This window comes from Butyricicoccus faecihominis, from assembly GCF_024462775.1.
In the GTDB taxonomy this organism is placed as follows: Bacteria; Bacillota; Clostridia; order Oscillospirales; family Butyricicoccaceae; genus Agathobaculum; species Agathobaculum faecihominis_A.
Genome location: NZ_JANGCE010000010.1, coordinates 22996 through 48263, shown reverse-complemented (window position 1 = coordinate 48263; position 25268 = coordinate 22996). Strand labels below are relative to the sequence as shown.

Sequence of the window (25268 nt, the reverse complement as noted above, 5' to 3'; positions counted from 1 at the left end):
ACCGCGGAGTTATCCGCGATGAGCCTTTCGATTATTCTTCCGTTGTCTCTTCGGCTTCTTCTGAAACGGTTTCCGCGCCTTCCTCGATCTCGGGCTCTTCCTCCTCGTGATCGGTGCGGGCAATCGAAATAACCTTTACATCGTCGCCGGTGCGCATGACGATAACGCCTTGGCTGCCGCGGCCGCACTGGCGGATCTCCCCTACCGGGGTGCGGATGATAACGCCGTCGTTCGTGATGATCATCACATCGTTATCCTCATCCACAATGGACAGGCCCGCGACAAGACCGGTCTTTTCCGTCAGGTTATGCAGCGTGATGCCGCCGCCGCCACGGTGGTGCACGGTGTATTCCTCCACCGGGGTGCGCTTACCAAAGCCGTTTTCGGTAATGCTCAGCACCTGCGCGCCGGGACGGGCGCGGCCCGCGCCGATGACATAGTCCTCATCCGAAAGGCGAATGCCGCGCACGCCTGTGGCCACACGGCCCATGGCGCGCACTTCGTTTTCATCAAAGCAGATCGCGCGGCCCTGATGGGTGGCGATCAGGATATTTTGATTGCCATCGGTCAAACGAACGTCGACAAGCGCGTCGTCCTCGTTCAGATTGAGCGCACGCAGGCCGGCGCGGCGAATATTTTGCAGATCGCTCAATACAATACGCTTGACCGTGCCGCGTCTGGTGACGAAGAACAGGAATTTATCATCGACAAATTCCTTGATCGGGAACATGGCGGTGATCTTCTCGTCGTTCTCCAATTCAAGCAGGTTGACGATATTCATGCCCTTGGCCGAACGGCCGGTCTCCGGGATCTGATAGCCCTTGAGCTTGTAGACCTTGCCGCGATCGGAGAAGAACAAAATAGTATCGTGGGTGGAGCCGATGAAGATATTGCGCGCAAAGTCTTCCTCGCGCGTGCTCATTGCCGATACGCCGCGGCCGCCGCGCTTCTGCGAACGGTAAACCATGGTGGGCTGGCGCTTGATATAGCCGAAATGCGTTAGCGTATACGCGCAATCCTGCTCCTCGATCAGATCTTCGATATCGATCTCATCCGCTACATTTTCAATACGCGTGTGGCGCTCGTCGCCGTATCTCTGCTTTACCTCTTGCAGTTCTTCCTTGACGACCTGCAACATGTTATAGTCAGACGACAAAACTTCCTCAAATCCCGCGATTTTTCCTTCCAGATCAGAGTATTCCTCATCGATCTTCTGCTGTTCCAGACCGGACAAACGGCCCAAACGCATATCGACGATGGCCTGCGCCTGTAATTCGTCCATATGGAATTCAAAGTGATCGGAACCGTCCACAATGCCGAGCAGCGCGATCTGATCGATCCAGAACGGCTCGTTCATCAAATTCTGCTTGGCTTCCGCTTCATTTTTGGAAGCGCGGATGATCTGGATGATGCGATCGATATTATCGGTCGCAACCTTTAGTCCTTCCAGAATGTGCGCGCGGTCCTTCGCCTTTTTCAGGTCAAACCGGGTGCGGCGGGCGACCACGTTTTTCTGGAACTCGATATAATGGTCGATGATCTGGCGCAGGGTGAGCACGCGCGGCTGCGGCTTATCCGGGTGCGCCGCGCTCGGCACCAGCGCGATATGGATCATCGAAATGGTATCCTGCAGCTGGGTATAGCTGTACAGCTGGTTCAAAATGACCTGCGCATTTGCGTCGCGCCGCACGTCGACGACAATCCGCATACCCTCGCGCGAGGAATGGTCCTGAATATTGGTGATGCCGTCCACGCGCTTGTCCTTGACCAGCTGCGCCATGGCTTCCACCAAACGGGCCTTGTTGACCATATACGGGATCTCGGTAATGATAATCTGGCTTTTTCCGTTCGCCAGTTCTTCTATTTCCGCCTTGGCGCGCAGCTTGATCTTGCCGCGGCCGGTCGCATAGGCCGCGCGGATGCCGCTGCGGCCCATGATAATGCCGCCGGTCGGGAAATCCGGGCCCTTGATGAACTGACAAATTTCGTCCAGCTCGGCTTCCGGGTGATCGATCACGTAGCAAACGCCGTCGATCACTTCGGTCATGTTATGCGGCGGGATATTGGTCGCCATACCGACCGCGATACCGGAAGAACCGTTGACCAGCAGATTGGGATAGCGGGAAGGCAGAACAAGCGGTTCCTTGCGCTCTTCATCGAAGTTCGGCCCAAAATCGACCGTATCCTTCTTGATATCCGCCAGCATGTAATTTGCTACTCTGGCCATGCGGGCTTCGGTATAACGGTAAGCCGCCGGGGGATCGCCGTCAACCGAACCAAAGTTACCGTGGCCGTCAATCAGCGGATAGTGCAGGGAAAAAGGCTGCGCCATACGCACAAGCGCGTCGTATACTGAAGCGTCGCCGTGCGGATGGTAACGGCCAAGCACGTTACCGACGGTCGTTGCCGACTTGCGGTACGGCTTGTCCGAGGTCAGCCCGTCCTCATACATTGCATACAGGATACGGCGATGGACGGGCTTTAGGCCATCGCGTACATCGGGCAGGGCGCGTCCCACGATTACGCTCATCGCGTAATCGATATAGGACTTTTTCATCTCCCGTTCCAGATCGACCTGTATGATTTTCTGTTCTTCGTATTCTTGACTCATTCTATGCCTCCAAAAAGTTGGCTGTACTTATATAGAACCTCGCGCGTTCGCGCGGGATTCTTCGTCGGCCAAACGGCCTCCTCAGAATGACAAGACCCAGTTTTGTCATTCTGAACGTAACGCAGTGGAGTGAAGAATCTCGCGCGAACGCGCGGAACCACACCGAAATTTCCTATTGAATAATTTCGCTATAAAGATCCTTCCATGACGGATTTTGATCCGTAATTAATTTTACTTTTTTTGCCCTTGTCCAACCTTTTACTTGCTTTTCTCGGGCAATAGCAGCATAAACATCGGTTGTCTGTTCAAAATAGATCAGCTGATCAACATGATATCTTTTTGTAAAACCATCTACAACATGATGTTTATGTTCATATATACGCCGTATTAAGTTATTTGTAATACCCGTATATAATACGTGATGATTACTATTCGTCAAAATATAGACATAATAATACATCAAACATCCAAATTCATAACATACTTGGCGTTTTTCTCAATGAATTCGCGGCGCGGTTCTACCTTTTCGCCCATCAGCAGGGCAAAGGTTTCGTCCGCGGCGGCCGCGTCGTCCATGGTCACCTGCTTCAAAATGCGGTTTGTGGGGTCCATCGTGGTTTCCCAAAGCTGCTGGGGGTCCATCTCGCCCAAACCTTTGTAGCGCTGTACGCGCACGCCGTCGCCCATCTCTTCGATACAGGCGCGCTGCTGGTCCTCATCGTAGATATAGCGCACATCCTTGCCCTTTTCATTCTTGAAAAGCGGCGGCTGGGCGATATACACGTGTCCCTTTTCGATCAGCGGACGCATAAAGCGGAAGAAGAAGGTCAAAAGAAGCGTGCGGATATGGCTGCCGTCCACGTCGGCATCGGCCATGAGGATGATCTTGCCGTAGCGCAGTCTCGCGGGGTCGAAATCGTCGCCAAAGCCCGCGCCGAAGGCGGTGATCATCGGCGTCAGCTTATCGTTGCCGTATACGCGGTCCAAACGGGCTTTTTCCACGTTCAGCATCTTGCCCCAGAGCGGCAGAATGGCCTGATAGCGCCGGTCGCGCCCTTCCTTGGCCGAGCCGCCCGCGGAATCGCCCTCCACGATGTAGATTTCCGTATAGGCGGGGTCCTTTTCAATACAGTCGGCCAGCTTGCCGGGCAGAGAAGCGGAATCCAACGCGGATTTCCGGCGCGTCATTTCGCGGGCCTTTTTGGCGGCTTCACGCGCGCGGGCGGCGGTTTGCGCCTTTTCGATGATCGTGCGCGCTACCGCGGGGTTTTCCTCAAAAAAGGTCATCAGCTTATCGCCCACCATGGTTTCCACCAAGGTGCGCATATCGCTGTTGCCCAGCTTGGTCTTGGTCTGGCCCTCGAACTGTGCTTCTTGCAGCTTGACCGAGATGATGGCGGTCAGCCCTTCGCGGGCGTCCTCGCCCTTAAAGCTCTCGCCTTCCTTCAGAACGCTGTATTTACGGCCATAATCGTTCAGCACACGGGTCAAGGCGGATTTAAAGCCGGTCTCATGGGTGCCGCCCTCGGTCGTATTGATGTTATTGGCAAAGGAAAGCATCAGTTCGCTGTAGCTGTCCGTATATTGCATGGCCACCTCGGCCATCGAGCCCTCGCGGCTGCCCTCCATATAGATGACTTCTTCGTGCAGCGGGGTCTTGGTGCGGTTCAAATGCTGAACGAATTGGCGGATACCGCCCTCGTAATGCATCAGGTCCTCCACCACGTCGTCGTCGCGCTCGTCGCGCAGCGTGATGCGGATGCCCGCGTTTAAAAACGCCTGCTCGCGCAGCCGCTTTTCCAGCGTATCGTAATCATAATCGGTGGTTTCAAAAATTTCAGGATCGGCATGGAAGCGGATGGTGGTGCCGGTTTCGCTTTCGCAGGGCACGGATTCCATCTTTTTCGCGGTAACGCCGCGTTCAAAGCGCATAAAGTGCTTTTCCTTGCCGTCGCGCACTTCGGCTTCCATCCAATCGGACAGCGCGTTCACAACAGACGAACCGACGCCGTGCAAGCCGCCCGATACCTTGTAGCCAGAGCCGTCGAACTTGCCGCCCGCATGCAGTACGGTCAAAACGACCTCCAGCGTGGGAATGCCCATCTGCGGATGGATGCCGCAGGGAATACCGCGGCCATTATCCTGCACGCGGATGATATCTCCCTTTTCGATCGTTACTTCGATATGCGTACAATAGCCCGCGAGCGCTTCATCGATCGAGTTGTCTACGATCTCGTACACCAGATGATGCAAACCTCTCGCCGAGGTAGAACCGATGTACATACCGGGGCGCTTACGCACGGCTTCCAGGCCTTCGAGCACCTGAATTTGGTTTTCGTCGTATGCTTCGGTCACGGTTAGATCAAGCATCTCGTCTTTGATTTCTTCACTCATACTCATAAAAATCCTTTCGGTGGCAAAACTACTGGGGGCAGGCGCGGGGATCCGTTAGATCGCAAATCTTTTTTCTACTCTTCGTTGCAGGGCGCGCGAAGAAAGCTCGGTCAGGTACAGATACTCGCCAAGCTCTCCCACACACAAAACGGCCGCACGGGGCAGATCCTCGTACAGCTCGATGATGCGCCCTTCTTCCTGCAGGCGGCGTACCAGCTTCTGCGTCCATTTTGACGCGGTCGCGGTGTCCATATCGAACACACAGGTAACCTGCCGGAGCGGCACTACATAATCCTGACCCAAATGCAAATACACTTTTGATAAAAACTCCGTTTTTATTAATGAATAATTAGTAGTTAGGAATTAGTAATTGAAATAAAGTCTCGCGCCTAGCGCTAAATATTAAAAAAGACCGACTCCGCCGAAGCTGCTCCAATTACTAATTACTCATTACTAATTCCTAATTATCATTATACCACTTTTTCCCCAGCTTGTGTATAAAAAACTGGGATAAACTTAAATAATTTTGCCGTTTTCTATGGGAAATACTGCGCCGGCGTGCAGTTTTTCAGATATTCCGTCCTCACAGCAGGTGATCAGCACCTGACCGCCGGAAATATGGTTCAAAACAAAGTCCTGCCGGCGACGGTCCAGCTCGGAAAGCACGTCGTCCAGCAGCAAAACCGGGTATTCCCCGTCCTCTCCGTTGAATAATTCACGCTCGGCCAGCTTGAGCGACAGCGTGCAGGTACGCACCTGCCCCTGCGAGCCGTAAGCCGACGCGCTGCGGCCGTTCAGCAGCATGACCAGATCGTCCTTATGGGGTCCGGAAAGACAGCTTCTCGCCTTGATTTCCGCCGTTTTATGGGATAACACATGCTCGATCAGCTGCTGCTCGATGACAGAGGCCGCGGCAAACGGATCGGTCACGGTCTTAACGGTCTGATATTCACCGGATAGCTCTTCCTGCGGCGCGATCGCCCGGTGCAGCTCGGCCGAAGCGGCGAGCAATTTCTTGCAATAATAGGCGCGGTAACGGATGATATGCGCGCCGAATTTGGCCATACGAAGCGAAAAATCCTCCCACAGTGAGAGGAGGGAGGGATTTTGCTCGCTATCCCGCAGAATACGTATTTTATGTTCGTGCAGGCGGTGGTATTCTTCCAGACAGCGCGCGTAATTAGGCCGAAGCTGGCAAAGCGCGGTATCTAAAAAACGCCGCCGCGCCGCCGCGCCCTGCCGTACCAAAGAAAGATCCTCCGGGCAGAATAAAACAGTTTTAAAAAGTCCTTGCACATCGGACTGCCGCTTTTGACGCACGCCGTTTTTGTAGATCTCCATCGGTTTTACGCGGGAAAAGCGCAGATCGAGCGAAAAATCACGGTGCTGCGCCTCTACTTCGGCCAATATTTTGGCGAAATCCGCGTCAAAGCGCAACCCTTCCCGCTTTTGCGCCGTACGGAACAGGCGCATCGTGGAAAGGGCGGCCACCGCTTCGAGAAGGTTGGTCTTTCCCTGTCCGTTTTCGCCGCAAATCAGATTGACCGACGGATCGAAAACAAACTTTTCTTCGGTATAATTGCGGAAATTTTGCAAATTCAGCGTAATCAGCTTCATATTTTCTCTTTCACACGGGCTTCCTGACCGTCCATGCATACCGTATCGCCCGGACGCAACTTTTTCCCGCGCTGTAGGCAGGGTGTTCCGTTGACCAGCACCTCGCCTTCGGCGATGCGGATCTTTGCTTCGCCGCCGGAGGAAACAAGGTTTGCCAGCTTTAGAAACGAATCGAGCTTAATATACTCTTCGCGGATCTCCAGTTCAATCATTGGCTTTCAGCCTCACCGGAAGGACCAGATAGGTGTAAGCGTCGCCTTCCAGCGGCGTGACAACCACCGGATTGAGCGAGCCTTTGAGAGACAGGCGCACGGTATCCTCGCCCGCTGCGCGCAGCGCTTCGAGCATGTAGCGGTTATTGAAACCGATCTCCAGATCGCTTACCTCGCCGTCTATCGCGCATTCGTCATAGCTCTTGCCAATCGCGGTGATGCAGGAAAGCTGCACAAAGCTGCCGTCAAAGTGGAAACGGACCGGGTTTTTCAGCTTTTCGGAAACGATCAGAGAAACGCGTTCGATACAGGTGATCAGCTCGTGCCGGTCCACGGTCACGTTATGCTCAAATTCCGCGGGGATGGCCGCGCGGTAATTGAGAAATTCGCCGTCGATCAGGCGGGTAATCAGCGTGGTGGAGCCAATGCGGAACAAAATGTTCTTGCGATCGGGAAAAATGTCGACCGTGCCGTCCTCCTCGGTCAAAATGCGTTCGATCTCGCGCAGCGAGGCGCCCGGCACCACGAATTTCATGGCCCCGGAAATACTATCGATGCGCTCACGCCGCACGGAAAGACGATAGCCGTCCACGGCGACCACGTTTAGTTGGCCGGGTTCCAGTTCAAACAGGCAGCCGGTGTGGATTGGCTTGGATTCGTTATCGGAAACGGAAAAGATCGTTTGCGCGATCATGCTCTTGAGGATCGCCTGCGGCAGGGTAAAGCCGGTGTCGTTTGAAACTTCGGCCAACGCGGGGTATTCGTCCGCTTCGGTCGCGATCAGGTTGAATACCGAACGGCCGCACTTGATTGTGGTGAGCAGCTTGTCGTCGGTTTCGAGATAGACCGCGTCGGTCGGCAGCTTGCGGACGATATCGAAAAACAGCCTTGCATTCAGTACAATGCGGCCGGGTTCCACAATATCGGCTTCCGCCGTGGTTCGTATGCCCATGGAAAGGTCGTAGCCGGTAATGGTGAGCTCGCCGTTTTCCGCTTCGATCAGCAATCCTTCAAGCAGCGGCATGGCGCTTTTTCCGGTTACTGCGCGGGATGCGGTGCCGAGCAAACCGAGCAGCGTTTCTTTTTCACAGGAAAATTTCATGGTTTCTCCTCTTTCTGCGCTTTTTGAGTAAAAAGAAATAGATAGGTATTTATCGTAGTAGTAGGGCTGTGTATCATGTGGATAAGTATTTTTGCCGTCGATTTTACTGGGGAAATGGCATGGCGAAAAGTTTGTGCATGGTTTGGATCATTTCCACAGCGTATTTCCGGCAAAAGTTTGTCCACAGCGGAGCCGCTGTGGAATACACAGGGGAATTGTGGATAAATTCTCACTCGCCCCGGATGTTGTTATGCAGCTTTTTGATGACTTCCTCGGTTTCGCCGGACTGGCGGCGTTCCACATCGATTTTGTTGCACGCGTGCATGACGGTGGTATGGTCGCGGTTGAATATTTTGGCGATATCGGGGAAGGAATATTCCAGTTCCTGACGAATCAGGTACATGGCCATCTGTCTGGAATAGGCCACGTCCTTGGAGCGGTTGTGCGAGAGCAGCTGGCCGACCGGGATGTAGAAATAGTTCGCGACCGCTTCCATGATGCGTTCGGGCGTCGGGTTGAGACCCGGGTTTTCGGTTTTGACCGCTTCGATCGCGCGCTGGGCAAGCTCCACGTCGATGGTCTCTCCCATCAGTTCCTTCATGGCCTTGATCTTTTTCACCGCGCCTTCGAGCTGGCGGATGTTGGCCTGAATGTTCTGCGCGATATAGGTGGATACCTCGTCCGGCAGGGCAATGGTCATTTTTTCAGCCTTGGCGCGGATGATAGCGACGCGGGTCTCGAAATCGGGCGGCTGAATGTCCGCGATCAGGCCCCATTCAAAACGGGTCTTGAGGCGGTCCTCCAGCGTGTTGATCTCCTTCGGGGGACGGTCGCTCGTCAGCACGATCTGGCGCTGGGCTTCGTACAGGGCGTTGAAGGTATGGAAAAATTCTTCCTGCGTGCGTTCCTTGCCCGCGATGAACTGGATATCGTCGATCAGGAGCAGATCGGCCATGCGGTACTTGGCGCGGAAATTCTGCATGTTGCCCTGTTGGATAGCGGTGATGACTTCATTGGTGAAATCCTCGCCCTTGACGTAGATGATGCGGTAATTCGGATGGCTGATGCGGATCGCGCCCGCAATCGCATACATCAGGTGCGTTTTGCCAAGACCGGATTGGCCGTAGATAAACAGCGGATTGTAGATTTCAGCCGGGCTTTTGGATACCGCGATCGCGGCGGCGTGCGCGAATTTATTGCTGGAACCGACGATGAAGCGCTCGAACGTGTAATCGTCATAGGGAGAGGCGGTGGCCGAAGGGGCGCTGTATTCGCCCGTGACAATTTGTACGGATACCGGATCGCCCGTCAGCTCCTGCATGGCGTTTTGCAACGGCTCGGTAAACTTCTGTTCGATAAATTCCTGTTTAAACTGCACGGGTGAGTGCAGAATTAAATGGCCCTCCGCAAAGGAAACGACGGTGACGTCGTCGAACCAAGCGGAAAGGCTGGAGGGAGGAAAATCGCGCTCAAGCAATGTGAGCGCCATTTCCAATATGTTATTGGCCATGAAATGCCTCCTAAATTCCGTTTTCAAATAGATAAATCTATTTTAGCACAAAATATGACGTGTTTCAATGAAAAATACCGGTATGGAACAAGGTGGGAGGGCAATCGGACGGCATAAAAAACGCAAGAAATGGTGGTTGAATTCAGATAGGCCCCAAGATGTTGAAAAAAGAAAAAAACCTTGACATTTTGAGCTTTTTATAAGATAATAATCATTGTATCAACGTATACGGAAAGGCAGCGGCATGCGCCCGCATTTGTACCGGACTTATGCCGGTGCCCATCCGTAAATTTGAAAAACAGGAGGTGCACGAAATGAAGAGAACATACCAGCCCAAGAAGCGTCAGCGTTCCAAGGAGCACGGCTTTCGCAAGCGTATGCGCACGTCGAACGGCCGCAAGGTTCTGGCCCGCCGCCGCGCCAAGGGTCGCGCACGTTTGACCCACTAATTTGAAACCTCAAAGAACGGGCCCGTTTTGAAAAATGCGGGCCCGTTTTTTCCCGTTTATAGGGCGCGGTAAAAAAGGTTTTGGGCCGGGCCGCCGCGGAGCAGAAAAAGACCCGGCTATCTTTGCAGATCGACTAGATGCAAAGCGATTTCGTTTTTTTGGGGGCACCGGAAAAACGGGGAGTAACATTATGAAACACACGGTTTCACTCAAACAAAATTATGAGTTCCGCCGGCTTTATCACCGGGGGAATCAAACGGCTGACCGGTATCTCGTGCTGTACAGCCGCAAAAACAATCTCGGCTATAACCGGCTGGGGCTTACGGTAAGCGTTAAGCTTGCCGGCGCGGTGGGAAGAAACCGCGTAAAGCGCCTGTTTCGAGAGGCATACCGCCTGAATGAAGACCGGTTTGGCGTGGGATTTGATCTGGTGCTCGTCGCGCGCAGCCGCGCGGTCGGCGCCACTTACCACGAAATTGAAAAATCGCTGCTGCGGACGCTTGGGCAAAACAGCGCCGCGGCAAAATCATGAAGCGCGCGATGCTGGCGGCCATTCGTTTTTACCGCCGGTATCTCTCGCCTTTAAAATCCCCCTGCTGCCGTTATATTCCGACCTGCTCGCAGTACGCTGTCGAAGCGATCGAAAAATACGGCGCACTCAAGGGAGGATGGCTCGCGTTCAAACGGCTGATGCGCTGTCACCCGTTCAGTCACCACGAGCCGTATGACCCAGTCCCATAATTAAATCGAAACTACAGTTTCGATTTAAAATTCCGGCTTCGGCGCGCGCCCTTTGGGCACACTTCTACGCCGGTTTGTTAAAAAACCGAGATACATGCTCCCGGTTTTTTGTTAAATGGAAGCAAAGCTCCCATTTAACATTTAATGCGCGCTGTGCGCGAGAAAACGGTCATAGGATTTTTTGACCGAAAACTTTTTGGAGGAACATATGGGCGATATATTCGGACTCGTCATCGTACGGCCTTTCGGTATCGTACTGATGGCGATCTTCAACGCGGTGCATTCGTATGGCCTTGCGGTCATGCTGTTTGCGCTGCTGATCAAATTGATCCTGATCCCGCTTGGCGTTAAAAGCAAAAAGAACATGATGTCTATGACGGCGATGAACGCCGAAATGCAGGCGATCCAGAAGAAATACGCAAACAACCGCGTTAAAATGAACGAAGAAGTGCAGAAGCTGTACGATAAGCACGGCGTAAACCCGATGACGGGCTGCCTGCCGCAGTTTATCCAGCTGCCCATCATGATGGGTCTGTACTACGCCGTGCAGCAGCCGATGAAGTTCATGCTCGGCTTTGGTCAGGATGTAATCGACGCGCTCGCCGTCAAGGTCGGCATCGACACGGCGACCGCCGGCTACTATGGCCAGATCACGATCATCGACAAGCTCAGCCAGTTGATCGACGCCAACGGCAATTTCCCGGCGGATATCATGAAGATCGTCGAAGGGACAAGCGGTACGCTGGTGCCGATCAATTTCACCTTCCTAGGCCTCAATCTGGCCGAAATCCCCTCGATCAAGCACTTCGGCATCATGTGGCTCATCCCGATCCTGTCGGGCGCGACCGCTTTCCTGTCCAGCTTTATCATGCAGAAGATGCAGGGCAACAACACCGCCGTTCAGCAGAACGGCTCGATGAAGGCCATGATGATGATGATGCCGCTGATGAGCGTTTACTTCGGCTTCATCCTGCCCGGCACGATCGGTATCTACTGGATTCTGAACAACGTGCTGACCTGCTTGCAGGAAATCATCCTGACCCGCCATTTCCGCAAAAAGCAGCAGCTGAAGGAAAGTGAAGCCGCCGCGGAATTAGAGCGCGAAAAACAGCAAAAGAAAGAAAAACAGCGTGAATTGAACGCGGAACAGAACGCAAAGAAAAAGAAGGGGGAGAAATAAAATGCTGAAAGTTTTGGAAGCCACCGGTGAAAACCGCGACGCCGCGATTGAAAACGCGCTGCGCCAGCTCGGTATGGACCGGGACGACGTATCCGTCGAAGTGCTCGATAACGGCAAACGAGGCTTTTTAGGGATCGGCGCGACGCCCGCGCGCGTGCGTGTCTCCTATGAAGGGCCGGATGAACCCGTGCAGAAATCCGCTCCCGCTCCTGTGGAGAAAAAGGCGGAAAAGCCGGTGCAAAAGCCCGCGCCGAGACCGGCGCCGACGGAAAAGCTCTCCATCACAACGGAAGATACCACGCCCCGTCTGGTAAAGCCCGCGCCCAAGGATTTTGTCCCCCAGAAGCTGGACGGCGAGCGTCCCCCGCGCCGTGAGCGCACGGAGCGTACCGACCGCCCCACCCGTACCGACCGTCCCCGCCGCGAGGGCAGCCGCCCGCGCCGCGAGCGGATCGAACGACCCATCACGCCCTCCGTACCCAAGGAGCGCGAAATTATTCCGGTATCCGAAGCCGCTATGAAGCAGGCAGAGGAGCTTGCGATCAATTTTGTAGGCGGCCTTCTCCATAAGATGGGCATCGAAAATGAGATCACCGTACTGCCTCAGGTGGAGGCGGATCAGCTGCGCCTGAATATCGCCGGCCCGGATATGGGCCCGGTCATTGGTCGACGCGGCGATACGCTGGACGCGATCCAGTATCTCGGCTCTCTGGTGCTGAACAACGCGCTTGAAGAGCATGTCCGCCTGTCGGTGGATACCGAAAATTATCGTGAGAAACGCAGTGAGAGTCTGGAGCGGCTGGCCCGCAAAATGGCCATGAAGGTGGTAAAATCCCACCGTTCGATGACGCTGGAACCGATGAACCCCTATGAGCGCCGCATTATCCATGCCGCTTTGCAGGATTTTAACGGCGTGACGACCTATTCGACCGGCACCGAACCTGGCCGCCGCGTTGTGATCGCGCCCGAAAACGGTTACCGCTCCCACCATTGATCGGGCTGGGAGGGCAAACATGAACGATACCATTGCCGCCATCTCTTCGGCCGGCGGACCGATCGGACTGATCCGGGTATCGGGCGAACGGGCGATAGAAGCGGTAAGCGCTGTTTTTGAAGCAAAAAACGGCGCGCCGCTGACGGATGCGCCCGCACAAAAGCTTGTCTACGGCGTTCTGCGCGACCAGAAGGGCGCGGTGATCGACTGCTGCTACGCGGTGGCGATGCACATGCCCCACACCTATACCGGCGAGCCGATGGCGGAATTACAGTGCCACGGTTCGACCGCGGTGCTGCGTCTCGCGCTTGAAGCGCTGTTTCAGCAGGGGGTGCGTCAGGCGGAAGCAGGGGAATTTACCCGCCGCGCTTTTTTGAACGGTAAAATGGATCTATCCGGCGCGGAGGCTGTGCACGATCTGATCACGGCCCGCACGGCGGAAGCCGCGCAAAATGCCGCGGCGCAGGTGATGGGCGCGGTCGGCTCCCCCGTGCATGAAATGCGCGAGGAGCTGATCGGCATGATCGCGCATTTCCATGCGGTGGTCGATTTTCCGGATGAAGAGATTGATCCCCTGCTGTTTGACGAAGCAGCCGCGCTGCTGCACCGTGTGACCAGCCGCCTGTACCGTATGGCTGAAAGCTATGAACGCGGCCGTATTTTGCGCGAAGGCGTGCCCTGTGTCATACTCGGCCGCCCGAACGCGGGAAAAAGCACGCTTTTGAACGCCCTGCTCGGACGGGAGCGCGCGATCGTCACCCCTATCCCGGGTACGACGCGCGACCTGATTGAGGAAAATGTCAAGGTTGGCCAGCTTTTGCTGCGCGTGACCGATACCGCCGGCTTGCGCGATACGAACGATCCGATCGAGCAGGCCGGTATTGACCGCGCGATGGCCGAGGCAAACGCTTCGTCCCTGATCCTTGCGGTGTTTGACGGCTCTACCCCCCTTGGCGAGGAGGATATGCTGGTGCTTGCCCGTACGGCGGGACACCGAGCGGTGGCCATTTTAAACAAAAGCGATCTGCCGCATGCGTGCGACGACGCGAAACTCACGCCTTATTTTGAACATATCATTTCCCTTTCCGCCAAAACCGGCGAGGGATTTGAGGAATTATTGAGCCTTATTCCGCGTCTTGTGGGCCTTGGGGATGGCGCGCTTGACGGCGCGCTGATTACCAACGCCCGGCAGGCCGCCGCCTTGGCCCGCGCCGCCGAACGGTGCGAGGCAGCTCTTTACGCGGCGCAGTCCGGTATGACGCCGGACGCCGTCGTCATGGATGCGGAGGGCGCGGTCGCCGCCCTTGGCGAAATCACCGGTGAAACGGTGAAGGAAGCCGTCGTATCCCGCATTTTCAGCGATTTTTGTGTCGGCAAATAAAGGCCGGTTTATCCGATGAGAAAAGGCCGCTGCTTTCCGGCAGCGGCCTTTTTATGGAACATGAATGAAAAACACAGCTTGCTGTGTATAAAGTTTTACGGTATGTGATATTTTTATACAAATAGTAATATAACATCGAGTTTATTACTATTTGGACTGAAAAAATTTGCAAAAAAAGTGAGTTATCCAAAGTTTACACAGAGTTATCAACAGGCAATCGGAAAGAAAAAGCAGGAGAAAACCATTTATTCGATCGGTTTTCCCCGGTTATTTCAATAGAAAGAGAGGGCTGCACATGACGGTTTTTGAAGCAGAGACATTCGACGTCGCCGTGATCGGCGCCGGACACGCAGGGATTGAAGCCGCGCTGGCGTGCGCCCGGCTCGGCTGCAAGACAGCGTGCTTTACGATCAATCTGGACGCGGTGGGCAACATGCCCTGTAATCCGGCGATCGGCGGCACGGCAAAGGGGCATTTGGTGCGCGAGATCGATGCGCTGGGCGGTGAAATGGCGCGCGCGGCGGACGCCGCCTGCATCCAATACCGCATGCTGAACCGGGGCAAGGGCCCTGCCGTGCATTCGCTGCGCGCGCAGGCCGACCGGGTTAAATACAGATCGTATATGAAGCACGCACTGGAACAGCAGCAGGGTCTTTATCTGATGCAGGATGAGATCGTGTCCATCGAGCAGGAAAACGGGGCGGTATCCGCCGTGGTCACCGCGGTCGGCGCGCGCCATTCGGTGAAGGCGGCGATTGTGTGCTCGGGCACGTTTCTCGGCGGCCGCATCATCATCGGTGAATTCATGCGAGAAGGCGGGCCGGACGGCATGTTTGCCGCGACCAAGCTGACCGAATCGCTCCGGTCGCTCGGTTTGCGTTTACAGCGCTTCAAAACCGGCACGCCGCCCCGTATTCACCGCCGTTCGATCGATTTTACCGGGCTGGAAGAGCAGCGCGGCGAAGAGGAGATCATTCCCTTTTCGTTTGAGACAGAGAGCCCGCCGCCCAATCAGGCCGTGTGCCACCTGACCTATACGACGGATGAAACGCACGAAGTCATTCGGCAAAATCTGGACCGCTCGCCGCTTTACGGCGGGATGATCGAGGGCATTGGCCCGCGGTATTGCCCCTCCATTGAGGATAAGGTGGTACGTTTCGCGGACAAGCCGCGCCATCAGCTGTTTCTGGAGCCCATGGGGCTGGATACCGAGGAAATTTACGTGCAGGGCTTTTCCTCTTCCATGCCGTTCGATGTGCAGCGCAACATGCTGCGCACAGTAAGGGGCCTTTCGCAGGCCGAGATTATGCGACCGGCTTATGCGATCGAATACGACTGCGTCGATCCGTTGGAGCTGCGCCCAACGCTGGAAACAAAAAAAATAACCGGCCTTTACGGCGCGGGCCAATTCTGCGGTTCCTCCGGCTATGAAGAGGCCGCCGCGCAGGGACTTGTCGCGGGTGTGAACGCGGCGCTGGGGATCAAGGGCGAAAAGCCGCTTGTCCTCGACCGCGCGGACGGCTACATCGGTACGCTGATCGACGATCTGGTCACCTGCGGCGCGAACGAGCCCTACCGCATGATGACTTCGCGTTCGGAATACCGCCTGCTGCTACGCCAAGACAACGCGGATGAGCGTTTGGTGCCAATCGGCGTACGTATCGGTTTAAATCCGTCCGCGCGCGGCGAGCGCGTGCGGGAAAAGTATGCCCGCGTGCAGCAGGAGATCGACCGTGTGTCCAGTGTGCCGGTCGCGCCCAGTGAGCGGCTAAACGGCTTTTTGGCCGGACAGGGCAGCACGCCGCTGAAAGCGGGCTGCCGCCTGATCGATTTGCTGCGCCGCCCGGAATTGAGCTATGAGCTGCTCGCGCCCTTTGACCCCGAGCGGCCCGCGCTGCCCGCCGTTGTGCGGGAGCAGGTGGATATCCGGGTGAAATACGCGGGCTATATCGAGCGGCAATACCGCGATGTTGAACAATACCGCCGCTTACAGTCGCGCGAGCTGCCGCCCGATCTGGATTATAGCTGCATCGATACCCTTCGTTTAGAGGCGCGGCAAAAGCTGGACGCGGTAAAACCCTTGAACTTTGGGCAGGCGGCGCGTATTTCCGGCGTTTCCCCCGCGGATATTACCGCGCTAATGATCTATATTGACGCAAAACGGAATGGAGGAAAGCCGTGAACGAAAGGGAACTGCTGATCGAAGGTCTTGAGCGGTGTGCGCCGGATTATCCTCCACAGGCTGTGGATAATTTATTGTCCTTTTCCGAAAGACTGCGCGAGGCCAACCTTCATATGAATTTGACCGCGATCACCGAGCCGAACGAGATCGTCACCCGCCACTTTTTAGATTGCGCGGTGCTTGCGCCCATGCTGACGCAGGGGGTGAGGGTGCTCGATCTGGGCACGGGCGCGGGCTTTCCGGGCGTGCCGCTCGCGGTGCTGACTGGGGCGGAATTCACGCTGCTGGACGCGCAGCGCAAGCGCGTGGATTTTTTAAATGAAACGCTAGCGGCGCTGGGCGTAAAAAATGCCCGCGCGGTACACGCGCGGGCGGAGGAATTCGCGGCGGAAAACCGTGAAAGCTTTGATTTTGTCACCTCGCGCGCGGTGGCGGAGCTGAACCAGCTCTGTGAGCTGGCGTTTCCGCTGCTGCGCATGGGCGGCGTGTTTCTCGCGATGAAGGCTGCGGACTGTGAGCAGGAGACCGAAAACGCCCTTAACGCCGCTAAGGTGCTCGGCAGCGCGCCGCCCGAAATCATCCGGTTGCGCCCTCCCTTCAGCGAAGCCGAACGCGCGGTCGTCCGCATGGAAAAGATCGCGCCCACGCCGGCCGCCTATCCGCGCCGTTTTGCCAAGATCCGGTCGAAACCGCTTTAATTAATTAGGAATTAGGAGTTAGGAATTAGGAATGAAGGTTTCGCGCGAAGCGCGAATATGAAATATCCGGCTTTGCCGGACTCCATAATTACTAACTACTAATTACTAATTCCTAATTTTCACAGGGTGTCGTATAACGGTTTTCCATTTCGCAGGATCGACACGGCGCGCGTCGGAAAGGTAGATTTCGTGGTGCAGCCGGGTGGAAGTAAAATCATTTTCGTAACCATTTTGCCGCAAATAGTCGTCCATCAGGGCGACGGTGGCGGGCTCGTCGTCGTAGGGGCCGAAATGCATGATTTGTACGCACAGTCCCTCGCGCACGGTTAATAATTCCGCGGCGGAGCAGTCTAATTTTTTCTTTTTGGAAGCTTCCTCCACGGCCCAATCAAAATCATCCCGGGAAATAAAATCGGGCAGGCGGATCACGGAGATCCAGCAAAAAGCGCTTTTGTCGGCATAGTCTACGCCGGTAATCCCCTCCTGCCACCAAAAGCCCTCCAGCGGCGGAACGACGTATTCATAAAAGCCCTCGATCTTGCGCGAGCCTTTATAGCTCATCTTCAGCGTATAAGCGACCGCGTACAAAATACCGATGGCCTGCTGGTAAGCGCCGTTTTCCTCATTCGGGTCCCCTTTTCCGCGGACTGCTATATAGTTTGCGGCGGGAACGTCGACAACCTCGGGCTTGTTTTTCGGCATATAGAATTCCTTGTACGCTTTCTTAAAATCAAAAGCCATATCTGACGCCTCCTTAGTAGAAATAACCGGTCTATGTTTTAACAATACCATAGATAATGGGACAAGGAATGTCCGCTTTTTACTTTAAATATTAAAATAGTGCTGCAAATATGTTGCGGCACTTTTTTTATTGGCGAAAATAGGCTATAAATAAGCATATTACGTTTGCGTTCCAGACATAATAACGGGATACGAAGGAGGAGAACGGTATGCGAAACAAACAGCAGCAGACCACCCTGACGGCATGGGATTTGACGCAATTTAAAGCGTTCCTGCGGGAACAAGAGCGGGCGGAACAGACCATCGAAAAATATCTGCACGATTTGCGTGCGCTTATGGTATTTTTAAATGGTGAATCGCTTACAAAGGCGGCGCTGATCAGCTGGAAGGAAAACTTGCAGGAAAACTATGCGACTGCCAGCGTAAATGCCATGCTGGCGGCGGTAAACAGCTATTTAAGCTATCGTGGAAGGGGCGAACTGCGGGTAAAGCCGCTGCGGATGCAGCGGGATCTGTTCTGCCGCGTGGAAAAGGAATTGACGCGCGACGAGTATGTTCGCTTGGTACAAGCGGCGGGCCAGCGGGGTAACGAGCGCTTGGCGCTGCTGCTGCAAACCATTTGCGCGACCGGCATCCGCGTATCCGAACTGCAATTTATTACGCTGGAAGCGGCAAGATCGGGCCGGGCCGAAGTGAACTGCAAGGGCAAGCGCCGCACGGTGTTTTTGCCGGAAAAGCTGCGCCGCATGCTTCTTCGTTTTGCAAAGGGGCGGGGCATCGGGTCGGGCGCGGTGTTTTGCACAAGGTGTGGAAAACCTCTCGACCGATCGAACATTTGGCGCGATATGAAAGCATTGTGCGAATCCGCGGGCGTGCAGCCGGGCAAGGTGTTTCCGCATAATCTGCGCCATCTTTTCGCGCGCACCTATTACGCGGTGGAAAAGGATCTGTCCCGGTTGGCCGATCTGCTGGGTCACACCAGTATCTCCACCACGCGCATTTACACCGTGGAAAGCGGCGGCACACACGCGCGTCAAATCGAGCGAATGGGCCTTCTCGTCACATAATTGCGGTTCTGTTGTAACAAATGAATCTCCCGTATTATTTTTTTCTGCATATCCTTCCTCCCAGCTTATTGGCGCAAACTACGGAATTGCGGTTCTGTTGTACATAGCGGTACAGTATATCTTATTGTAGCACGAAAGAGGGAAGGTTGACAAGAAAGTATCAACCATGCGTATTACAATATGGTATTTATATGCAACAGAATAAGGCCGTTCGCTTGGAAAGATAGCGGATCGGCCTATTTCGTGTACGCAATTTTTTATTTTAGATCGCACAGCACGCTTATTTGATTATTTTATTGCCTTTCAGGCTGATTGGAACAGCGGATTACAACAGAACCGCAATTCTGTTGTTGAAGCAAAAGGGCTGGGAGGAAGGATATGCAGCAAAAATCAATAGGAAAAATCGGCCTGCTTCTCAGTCTGGTCGTTGCGTCCGGTTTTCTTGTAATCATTCTATACAGCTGCCTGACAATGCACGCGCTTTTTATCATGCCGGGCATCATCGCGCAGCAGGTGATCGTGGGCGTTATTTGCGCGGTCACAACGGTCGCGGCGGCTTTAGCGATCGTTTTGGGCCTGATTCAAAAGCTATACGGTGAAACGGCGTCCTCCGCGCAAAAGCACCAGCTGGTGTTTCAGCGCGCAACGGAGAAGCTTTATGAAAACATTTATGAGATTGATGTAACACACAACCGAGCGGCAAGCGAAGAAACAGAAAGCTACTTTGAAAGCCTCGGCGTGCCGCACAACACGCCATATGATCTAGCGCTTCCCATCATAGCCAGACAACAGATCAAGGAAGAGTTCAGGCAGGGATATTTGAATACCTTCTCGCCGGAAAACGTTCTGCGGGCCTATCACAGCGGCGAACAGAGCTTAAAATATGATTTTATGATATCGACCGACGGCGGAAAGAATTTTTATTGGATGCGTATCATTGCCCGTATTTTTTATTGGGATGACGATGAATCCATTCGTATGTTCATTTACCGGCAGAATATAGACACCCAGAAACAACAGGAGGAACGCATTTTGGAACAGCTAAACCGGGATTCTCTGAGCGGCCTATATAACAAAGCCGCCACACAAAATCTGATACGCCGATGTCTGACCGAAGAGCCCGGCCGGCTGTACGCCTTTTTTATGCTCGATATCGACTTTTTCAAAAAAGTGAACGACACATGGGGGCACACCATGGGCGATCTCGTGATCGAGGATTTTGCCGGGCTGCTTCGCCGGCAGTTTCGGGATAGCGATATCGTGGGCCGGATCGGCGGGGATGAATTTGTTGTGTTTATCGCCGCCCCGTCGCGCGCATGGGTGGAAGAAAAAGCAAAAAGCCTGCTGGAAATCCTGCGGTATGATTTTAAAAACGGAGGTAAGCAGTGCCACATCTCGACCAGCATCGGTATCGCGCTGTCCCCTGAAGCGGGCGACGATTTTGATTCGCTCTATCAAAACGCCGATTTTGCGCTCTATCAGGTAAAAAAACACGGCAAGGATGATTATACGATATTCCGTCCGGTATAAACGATCGGCTTGCAGGTAAGCAATAGACATTTTGGAACAATCGATAAAGAAAAAGACGATATGCTGCAAACAAGCATGCAGCATATCGTCTTTTTTATTTGGTTAAGCGCTGCTGCATGTAGTCATGCGCGGCGTTTTCAATGGCGTCGTCCAGCGGGATAAAGGGTTCTATTTCCCCATATTTGCGAATGAGCGCGGTTTTGAGAAGGAAATCGCACAAAACCGGGTTTTTAGGCAGCAGCGAACCGTGGGAATAGGTCGCAAACACATTTTTATAGCGCGCGCCCTCGGTCCCGTCCTCGCCGTTGTTGCCAAAACCGGCGAGCACCTTGCCTAGCGGCCGTACGCCCTCGCCCAAAAAGGTCTTGCCCGAATGGTTTTCAAAGCCTACCACGGTGGTATCGCCGCTTTCGGGCGGCGTTTGGAACATATAGTTGCCAATCATGCGATCCTTTGCCCCCACGGTGTGGATATCAATCGCGCCGATGAAATCCAGCCGGTGGCCGTCCCAGGTCTCGTAGTATTGGCCCAGCATTTGATAGCCGCCGCAAATGGCGAGAAAGACCTTCTCGTCCTCCACCGCGGCGCGGATCGCGTCCGCTTTACCGGTGGACAGGTCGCGCAGCAGCACTTCTTGCTCAAAGTCCTGCCCGCCGCCGATGAAAAAGATATCAAAGGCGCTCGGATCGATGGGCTCGCCGATCGAGCATTCGCTGATGTTTACGGTAACGCCGCGCGCTTCCAGCCTGCGCCGCATGGCGATAATGTTGCCCCGGTCGCCATAAAGGTTCAGAATATCGGGGTATAGATGGCAAAGGTTGAGCTCCATTTTTTCCATTCCCCCTTATTCGTAGAATGCCTTTACGGCGGTGCGCTTGCCGATCGCTTCCCGCAGGTCGAACATGGCGGTGTAGGTCGGCATTAAAAAGGCGGGCGTTTCGGCTTTGCCGATCTCGTCCAGCAGCGCGTCGTTCTCGCGCAGTAGGTGCAGCGTATCGGCGTCAAAGCCCGCGTATTTCAGGCGCAGCGCCATATCGTCCGCCCGCCCGCCGGAAACGTAAATGGGTGAAAACCGTTCCTTCTGCGCGGCCAACGTCTCAAAATCGACGTCCCAGATCCAGCTGATATCGGTGCCGTCCGCGAACCGGTCGTTGAGCAGGAAGGCGAGCTGGTACGCGCCGTCGCCGTGCGCGATCAGGTTGATGACCTGATTAAAGCCCGCCGGGTTTTTGACCAGCATCATCCGCGAAGACGCGCTGCCCAGCATGAATTGCTCGGCCCGGCCAAAGCCGCACTCGAACTTCGCGAGGGCTTCCACCGCGGTTTCGTCCGTGATCCCGACGACATGGGCCGCCGCTGCGGCGCCCGCCGCGTTGTAGATGTTGTAGCCGCCGGGCAGGTTGACCCGCACTTCGTGGGCGTTTCCAAAAACCGTAAGCTCGATCTCGGACGCGTCGGCCCCGGCGCGGAGAACCTTGGTCACCGCTACATCCGGCGTGTGCCTGCAATAGCCGCAGTGCGGGCAGTGGAAGCCGCCCAGATGACCATAGGTGATATAGTCATATTCATACTCGGTTTTACAGTGGATGCAATAGGGCGCGTCCGACAGCTCGTGCGCGGCGTTTTCATAAATCGGCACATTGACGCCAAACCAAACGATCTTGTTCGGGCAATCATCCGCAAGCGAAGCGGTCAGCGAGCAATCCGCGTTCAGGCAAAGGGTTGCGCCCGGCACGTTTTTTACGCCAATGCGGATACTGTTCAGCGTGTGCGTGATCTCGCCAAAGCGGTCGAGCTGGTCGCGGAATATATTGTTTACCACCAGACATTCCACCGGCAAGTATTTGCTGGCCGTGCGGAACGCGGCTTCGTCGCATTCGATCAGCGCGTGGGTATACAGGCGCTTGCCGGAAAGTGAGGTATGCCGCGCAAATTCCGCAATGATACCGGTAAGCAGATTGGCGCCCGATTTGTTGGAAAAATATTTGAGCCCCGCGTCCTCAAACGCCTGCTCGATCATGCGGGAGGTGGTCGTTTTGCCGTTGGTGCCGGTCACGACCGTCACACGGACGCCCTGCGCCAGCGCGCCCAAAATATCGCGGTCCATCTTCAGCGCGAGCTTGCCGGGCAGATTGGTGCCGCCGCGGCCCATCCGCCGAAGGACAGCGCCCGAGGCCTTGCAGACCCAAAGCGCAAGCATGCTTTTTAGTTTCATTTCGTGTATTTCTCTCCAAAAGTCCGGTTTTGTCAACATTCAGTATACCGCATTTCGCGACCGGATACAAGTTTTGCGAAACAAAAAGGAGGGAAATTGACGCGTGCTTTCAGGATTCCGCTAGGCATTTGCCTTTTTCCATTTGCGGTAGACCAAAAATAAATAAACCACATTGAGCACGATATGCAGCCCCAGCACGATAAATAGGTTGTTGAGATACTGATTATAGCCGTTATTCGTGATATCGGTGAGCACGCCCTGAAAAATAAGCCCGCGCATGACGCCGATAATCAGCAGCACATGCACGATCATATCGGGCGCTGGGTTATAAGACCCTTTGCTCCGTACGACGCGGTAAATGGATAAAAGCACCACAACGAGCGTGATATCATAGAGAAAAACAATGTGCGGAAAATATTGCATCGCCTCCGCGAGCGGAACACCGGTTGACATAAAATCGCCTCCTAAATGAATAATGGATGTGTATACAGGTATATGCTACCATAGAATATATTGAATTACAAGTATTATTTATTGATAAACAATAAATACGTAAGGCGCGGGTCTGAGTGAGGAGGTTTTCAAATGCAAAAAAAGGGGTGAATTTTCCTTCATTTTGCTATTGACAAAACCACAAAAACCACGGTATAATATTTAGGCTATCATGACGTAGCAAATAGATTTCTAATATTCCTCAATAGCTTCGTTGGTACACCGGTCCGCAGGCCGGCGTGTCGAGGCGAACCGCCGCAGGCGGCTCTTGAAGCCGAGGCGAGCATGCATGCGCGGGTAGCGCTTATCAATATTCCTCAATAGCTCAGTTGGTAGAGCATGCGGCTGTTAACCGCAGGGTCGTTGGTTCGAGTCCAACTTGAGGAGCCAACACAGGGGTATAGCTCAGCTGGTAGAGCAGCGGTCTCCAAAACCGCGTGCCGAGGGTTCGATCCCTTCTGCCCCTGCCAACGCTGTTGTAGCTCAGTAGGCAGAGTACATCCTTGGTAAGGATGAGGTCACGAGTTCGAATCTCGTCAACAGCTCCATAAAAAAGGTTCTGGAATGTAGGTTCCGGAACCTTTTTTATTTCTAAAACACGCAAAGCCGCCGGCCTTTTGGAGCCGACGGCTTATTTTTATGGAAAATGATCCGGTCGCGGTCTTAGAAATCGACTTCTTTGCCATAGTAGGTGGCAAGGAATAGCTCGCGCATTTGCGCCGGATCGATTGGACGCGGATTGGTACCGGTGCACGGATCGCCTACGGCGCCTTCCGCAATCGAATCCAGTTGACTCAGGAAAAAGCCTTCGTCAACACCAAACTCCTGAAGGGTCGCGGGCATGGACATTTGCCGGCGCAGATCTCGGATCAGCTCTACCAAACGGTCCGTCAATTCCGCATCCGTTTGTCCGTAAAGCGACAAACGGCGGGCGATATCCGCAAAGATCGGCGCGGCGGTCTTTGCATTGTACTGGATGCAATAGGGCAGATAAATGGCGTTTGCACAGCCATGCGGCACGCCAAACAGGCGGCCCGTCTTATGCGCCATCGAGTGGACGATGCCTAAGATCGCGTTGGAAAACGCCATACCGGCCATGCACTGGGAAATATGCATGTTTTCGCGCGCCGCGTTGTCGCCCTTGTAGGAGGGAATGATATCACGCGCGGTCATCTCGATCGATCGCATAGCCAGCGCATCGGTGATGGGGTTGCGCGCCGTCGACACATAGGCTTCGATCGCGTGGGTCAGCGCGTCCATACCGGTGTTGGCAATCAGCTGCGGCGTCATGGACGAAACAAGATCGGTATCGACAAGAGCCAGATCGGGGGTCACATTAAAATCCGCGATGGGGTACTTGATATTGGAATCCGTGTCCGAAATAACCGAAAAAGAGGTGACCTCGGTGCCTGTACCGCTTGTGGTCGGGATGGCGATAAAGCGCGCCTTTTTGCGAAGCGTGGGTAAATTGAACGGTTTCGCGGCTTCTTCAAAGGTAAACGAGGGGTATTCATAAAAGATCCACATTGCCTTAGCCGCGTCGATTGGAGAGCCGCCGCCTATGCCGATGATCAGATCGGGCTGATAATCGAGCATTTTTTGCGCCCCCATTTTGACGGTCGCGACCGTCGGGTCGGCTTCAATACCGGCCAGCACCTCCGAAGCAATACCGGCTTCGCGCAGCAGAGTTTGCACCTTGGGCACGGTGCCGTCCTTGATCAGGCGCTGTGAGCCGATGACGATGAACGCCCGGCGGCCTTGCAGCTCCTTGAGCCGGTCGATCGCTCCAGAACCGATATACACATCGCGCGGAATTGTAAAACGTTGCATTTGCATGTTGGGCTCCTCCATTCGTACGGTTGTGATGTATCCTTACCGTGCTAAAGCATAGCAGAAGAGCAAAACCCTACGCAAGGCAAATGGAAGGAGAAAAAGACAAACCATTCCAATAAAACGTTACAAAACAGGGTATCGATGTTTTAACCGGACTGTCAAAAAACAATTTTTTACAGTCTGTCGATCGAAACAAAGCACCCTTTCGGTCGAGTATTCCGGCTTCTGCGCGCGCCTTTCAGGCAGAAGTTGAATTGCCCCTTCGGGGCAAGAAAAGCCGGTCTGGACGGCACTTGAAGTCGGTTTGTATAGCCCGTAG

General features: G+C 54.4%; 23 protein-coding genes and 3 tRNA genes. 13 read left to right on the top strand and 13 right to left on the bottom strand.

All coding sequences use genetic code 11. The features are described 5' to 3' along the window. Positions 1–31: 31 nt before the first annotated feature. The 8 genes from gyrA to dnaA all read right to left on the bottom strand — a co-directional run bounded on the left by gyrA (position 32) and on the right by dnaA (position 9446). Positions 32–2611: a DNA gyrase subunit A gene (gene gyrA, locus NE562_RS07265; RefSeq protein WP_280961748.1), complete on the bottom strand. Its 2580-nt coding sequence runs from the start codon at positions 2609–2611 to the stop codon at positions 32–34. Positions 2612–2783: 172 nt separating this feature from the next. Continuing rightward, positions 2784–3071, bottom strand: coding sequence for a GIY-YIG nuclease family protein (locus tag NE562_RS07260; protein ID WP_280961747.1), 288 nt, complete (start codon positions 3069–3071; stop codon positions 2784–2786). Further along, on the bottom strand, positions 3071–5005 hold the full coding sequence (gene gyrB, locus NE562_RS07255; protein WP_280961746.1) for a DNA topoisomerase (ATP-hydrolyzing) subunit B: 1935 nt from the start codon (positions 5003–5005) through the stop codon (positions 3071–3073). Before gyrB ends, NE562_RS07260 begins: the two co-directional genes overlap by 1 nt. A 54-nt stretch (positions 5006–5059) precedes the next feature. Beyond that, entirely contained in the window at positions 5060–5308 is a 249-nt protein-coding gene (locus tag NE562_RS07250) for a DUF370 domain-containing protein (RefSeq protein WP_280961745.1), read from the bottom strand. 213 nt (positions 5309–5521) lie between these two features. Continuing rightward, positions 5522–6622 (bottom strand): DNA replication/repair protein RecF, encoded by a 1101-nt coding sequence (gene recF, locus NE562_RS07245; RefSeq protein WP_280961744.1) that lies wholly within the window; start codon positions 6620–6622, stop codon positions 5522–5524. Next, positions 6619–6834 carry an RNA-binding S4 domain-containing protein gene (locus NE562_RS07240; protein ID WP_280961743.1) on the bottom strand — a complete coding sequence of 72 codons (216 nt, stop codon included), beginning with the start codon at positions 6832–6834 and terminating at the stop codon, positions 6619–6621. Before NE562_RS07240 ends, recF begins: the two co-directional genes overlap by 4 nt. Next, the gene (dnaN, locus tag NE562_RS07235) at positions 6827–7936 is read right to left on the bottom strand and encodes a DNA polymerase III subunit beta (RefSeq protein WP_280961742.1); all 1110 of its coding nucleotides are present in this window, start codon (positions 7934–7936) and stop codon (positions 6827–6829) included. Before dnaN ends, NE562_RS07240 begins: the two co-directional genes overlap by 8 nt. A gap of 229 nt (positions 7937–8165) precedes the next feature. Then, positions 8166–9446, bottom strand: coding sequence for a chromosomal replication initiator protein DnaA (gene dnaA, locus NE562_RS07230; protein WP_280961741.1), 1281 nt, complete (start codon positions 9444–9446; stop codon positions 8166–8168). Between the two features lie 314 nt (positions 9447–9760). Between dnaA and rpmH the strand changes: the two genes are divergently transcribed. The 8 genes from rpmH (at position 9761) to rsmG (ending at position 17071) form a co-directional block, all read left to right on the top strand. After that, a complete protein-coding gene (gene rpmH, locus NE562_RS07225; protein WP_125116087.1) occupies positions 9761–9895 on the top strand; it encodes a 50S ribosomal protein L34 in 135 nt (44 codons plus the stop codon). Positions 9896–10085: 190 nt separating this feature from the next. Beyond that, the gene (gene rnpA / locus NE562_RS07220; protein WP_280961740.1) at positions 10086–10427 is read left to right on the top strand and encodes a ribonuclease P protein component; all 342 of its coding nucleotides are present in this window, start codon (positions 10086–10088) and stop codon (positions 10425–10427) included. Further along, the gene (yidD, locus tag NE562_RS07215) at positions 10424–10636 is read left to right on the top strand and encodes a membrane protein insertion efficiency factor YidD (protein ID WP_280961739.1); all 213 of its coding nucleotides are present in this window, start codon (positions 10424–10426) and stop codon (positions 10634–10636) included. The genes rnpA and yidD overlap by 4 nt, the downstream gene beginning before the upstream one ends. Before the next feature lie 208 nt (positions 10637–10844). Next, positions 10845–11816 carry a membrane protein insertase YidC gene (gene yidC, locus NE562_RS07210; protein ID WP_280961738.1) on the top strand — a complete coding sequence of 324 codons (972 nt, stop codon included), beginning with the start codon at positions 10845–10847 and terminating at the stop codon, positions 11814–11816. A gap of 1 nt (position 11817) precedes the next feature. Continuing rightward, the gene (gene jag / locus NE562_RS07205; protein ID WP_280961737.1) at positions 11818–12810 is read left to right on the top strand and encodes an RNA-binding cell elongation regulator Jag/EloR; all 993 of its coding nucleotides are present in this window, start codon (positions 11818–11820) and stop codon (positions 12808–12810) included. Positions 12811–12829: 19 nt separating this feature from the next. Then, positions 12830–14191: a tRNA uridine-5-carboxymethylaminomethyl(34) synthesis GTPase MnmE gene (mnmE, locus tag NE562_RS07200; RefSeq protein ID WP_280961736.1), complete on the top strand. Its 1362-nt coding sequence runs from the start codon at positions 12830–12832 to the stop codon at positions 14189–14191. Positions 14192–14486: 295 nt separating this feature from the next. Further along, positions 14487–16373, top strand: coding sequence for a tRNA uridine-5-carboxymethylaminomethyl(34) synthesis enzyme MnmG (gene mnmG / locus NE562_RS07195; RefSeq protein ID WP_280961735.1), 1887 nt, complete (start codon positions 14487–14489; stop codon positions 16371–16373). Beyond that, on the top strand, positions 16370–17071 hold the full coding sequence (gene rsmG / locus NE562_RS07190; RefSeq protein ID WP_280961734.1) for a 16S rRNA (guanine(527)-N(7))-methyltransferase RsmG: 702 nt from the start codon (positions 16370–16372) through the stop codon (positions 17069–17071). Before mnmG ends, rsmG begins: the two co-directional genes overlap by 4 nt. Before the next feature lie 105 nt (positions 17072–17176). On the opposite strand, the gene NE562_RS07185 is transcribed toward rsmG, so the two are convergent. Continuing rightward, positions 17177–17812 (bottom strand): GyrI-like domain-containing protein, encoded by a 636-nt coding sequence (locus tag NE562_RS07185; protein ID WP_280961733.1) that lies wholly within the window; start codon positions 17810–17812, stop codon positions 17177–17179. A gap of 209 nt (positions 17813–18021) precedes the next feature. On the opposite strand from NE562_RS07185, the gene NE562_RS07180 reads away from it, so the two are divergent. Together NE562_RS07180 and NE562_RS07175 are read left to right on the top strand one after the other, a co-directional pair. Continuing rightward, entirely contained in the window at positions 18022–18879 is an 858-nt protein-coding gene (locus NE562_RS07180; RefSeq protein WP_280961732.1) for a tyrosine-type recombinase/integrase, read from the top strand. A gap of 378 nt (positions 18880–19257) precedes the next feature. Continuing rightward, a complete protein-coding gene (locus tag NE562_RS07175) occupies positions 19258–20409 on the top strand; it encodes a GGDEF domain-containing protein (RefSeq protein WP_280961731.1) in 1152 nt (383 codons plus the stop codon). Positions 20410–20503: 94 nt separating this feature from the next. On the opposite strand, the gene NE562_RS07170 is transcribed toward NE562_RS07175, so the two are convergent. The 3 genes from NE562_RS07170 to NE562_RS07160 form a co-directional block, all read right to left on the bottom strand. After that, entirely contained in the window at positions 20504–21238 is a 735-nt protein-coding gene (locus tag NE562_RS07170; RefSeq protein WP_280961730.1) for a type 1 glutamine amidotransferase, read from the bottom strand. A 15-nt stretch (positions 21239–21253) separates the two neighbouring features. After that, positions 21254–22624, bottom strand: coding sequence for a Mur ligase family protein (locus NE562_RS07165; RefSeq protein ID WP_280961729.1), 1371 nt, complete (start codon positions 22622–22624; stop codon positions 21254–21256). A 120-nt stretch (positions 22625–22744) separates the two neighbouring features. Beyond that, positions 22745–23077, bottom strand: a complete 333-nt coding sequence (locus NE562_RS07160; RefSeq protein WP_280961728.1) for a hypothetical protein — start codon at positions 23075–23077, stop codon at positions 22745–22747. Between the two features lie 353 nt (positions 23078–23430). Here NE562_RS07160 and NE562_RS07155 point away from each other — a divergent pair. From NE562_RS07155 to NE562_RS07145, 3 genes are all read left to right on the top strand, one after another. Beyond that, positions 23431–23506: transfer RNA gene (locus NE562_RS07155), tRNA-Asn, on the top strand. A 4-nt stretch (positions 23507–23510) separates the two neighbouring features. After that, positions 23511–23586: transfer RNA gene (locus tag NE562_RS07150), tRNA-Trp, on the top strand. A 2-nt stretch (positions 23587–23588) separates the two neighbouring features. Beyond that, positions 23589–23664, top strand: a tRNA-Thr gene (locus NE562_RS07145). A gap of 115 nt (positions 23665–23779) precedes the next feature. On the opposite strand, the gene NE562_RS07140 is transcribed toward NE562_RS07145, so the two are convergent. Continuing rightward, positions 23780–24946 (bottom strand): iron-containing alcohol dehydrogenase, encoded by a 1167-nt coding sequence (locus tag NE562_RS07140; protein WP_280961785.1) that lies wholly within the window; start codon positions 24944–24946, stop codon positions 23780–23782. Positions 24947–25268: the final 322 nt, after the last annotated feature.

Excerpts from the sequence above, each read along its gene's own strand:
- gyrA (WP_280961748.1), bottom strand. The coding sequence starts at position 2,611 with ATGAGTCAAGAATACGAAGAACAGAAAATCATACAGGTCGATCTGGAA.
- NE562_RS07260 (WP_280961747.1), bottom strand. The coding sequence starts at position 3,071 with ATGTATTATTATGTCTATATTTTGACGAATAGTAATCATCACGTATTA.
- gyrB (WP_280961746.1), bottom strand. The coding sequence starts at position 5,005 with ATGAGTGAAGAAATCAAAGACGAGATGCTTGATCTAACCGTGACCGAA.
- recF (WP_280961744.1), bottom strand. The coding sequence starts at position 6,622 with ATGAAGCTGATTACGCTGAATTTGCAAAATTTCCGCAATTATACCGAA.
- NE562_RS07240 (WP_280961743.1), bottom strand. The coding sequence starts at position 6,834 with ATGATTGAACTGGAGATCCGCGAAGAGTATATTAAGCTCGATTCGTTT.
- dnaN (WP_280961742.1), bottom strand. The coding sequence starts at position 7,936 with ATGAAATTTTCCTGTGAAAAAGAAACGCTGCTCGGTTTGCTCGGCACC.
- dnaA (WP_280961741.1), bottom strand. The coding sequence starts at position 9,446 with ATGGCCAATAACATATTGGAAATGGCGCTCACATTGCTTGAGCGCGAT.
- rpmH (WP_125116087.1), top strand. The coding sequence starts at position 9,761 with ATGAAGAGAACATACCAGCCCAAGAAGCGTCAGCGTTCCAAGGAGCAC.
- rnpA (WP_280961740.1), top strand. The coding sequence starts at position 10,086 with ATGAAACACACGGTTTCACTCAAACAAAATTATGAGTTCCGCCGGCTT.
- yidD (WP_280961739.1), top strand. The coding sequence starts at position 10,424 with ATGAAGCGCGCGATGCTGGCGGCCATTCGTTTTTACCGCCGGTATCTC.
- yidC (WP_280961738.1), top strand. The coding sequence starts at position 10,845 with ATGGGCGATATATTCGGACTCGTCATCGTACGGCCTTTCGGTATCGTA.
- jag (WP_280961737.1), top strand. The coding sequence starts at position 11,818 with ATGCTGAAAGTTTTGGAAGCCACCGGTGAAAACCGCGACGCCGCGATT.
- mnmE (WP_280961736.1), top strand. The coding sequence starts at position 12,830 with ATGAACGATACCATTGCCGCCATCTCTTCGGCCGGCGGACCGATCGGA.
- mnmG (WP_280961735.1), top strand. The coding sequence starts at position 14,487 with ATGACGGTTTTTGAAGCAGAGACATTCGACGTCGCCGTGATCGGCGCC.
- NE562_RS07185 (WP_280961733.1), bottom strand. The coding sequence starts at position 17,812 with ATGGCTTTTGATTTTAAGAAAGCGTACAAGGAATTCTATATGCCGAAA.
- NE562_RS07180 (WP_280961732.1), top strand. The coding sequence starts at position 18,022 with ATGCGAAACAAACAGCAGCAGACCACCCTGACGGCATGGGATTTGACG.
- NE562_RS07175 (WP_280961731.1), top strand. The coding sequence starts at position 19,258 with ATGCAGCAAAAATCAATAGGAAAAATCGGCCTGCTTCTCAGTCTGGTC.
- NE562_RS07170 (WP_280961730.1), bottom strand. The coding sequence starts at position 21,238 with ATGGAGCTCAACCTTTGCCATCTATACCCCGATATTCTGAACCTTTAT.
- NE562_RS07165 (WP_280961729.1), bottom strand. The coding sequence starts at position 22,624 with ATGAAACTAAAAAGCATGCTTGCGCTTTGGGTCTGCAAGGCCTCGGGC.
- NE562_RS07160 (WP_280961728.1), bottom strand. The coding sequence starts at position 23,077 with ATGTCAACCGGTGTTCCGCTCGCGGAGGCGATGCAATATTTTCCGCAC.
- NE562_RS07140 (WP_280961785.1), bottom strand. The coding sequence starts at position 24,946 with ATGCAACGTTTTACAATTCCGCGCGATGTGTATATCGGTTCTGGAGCG.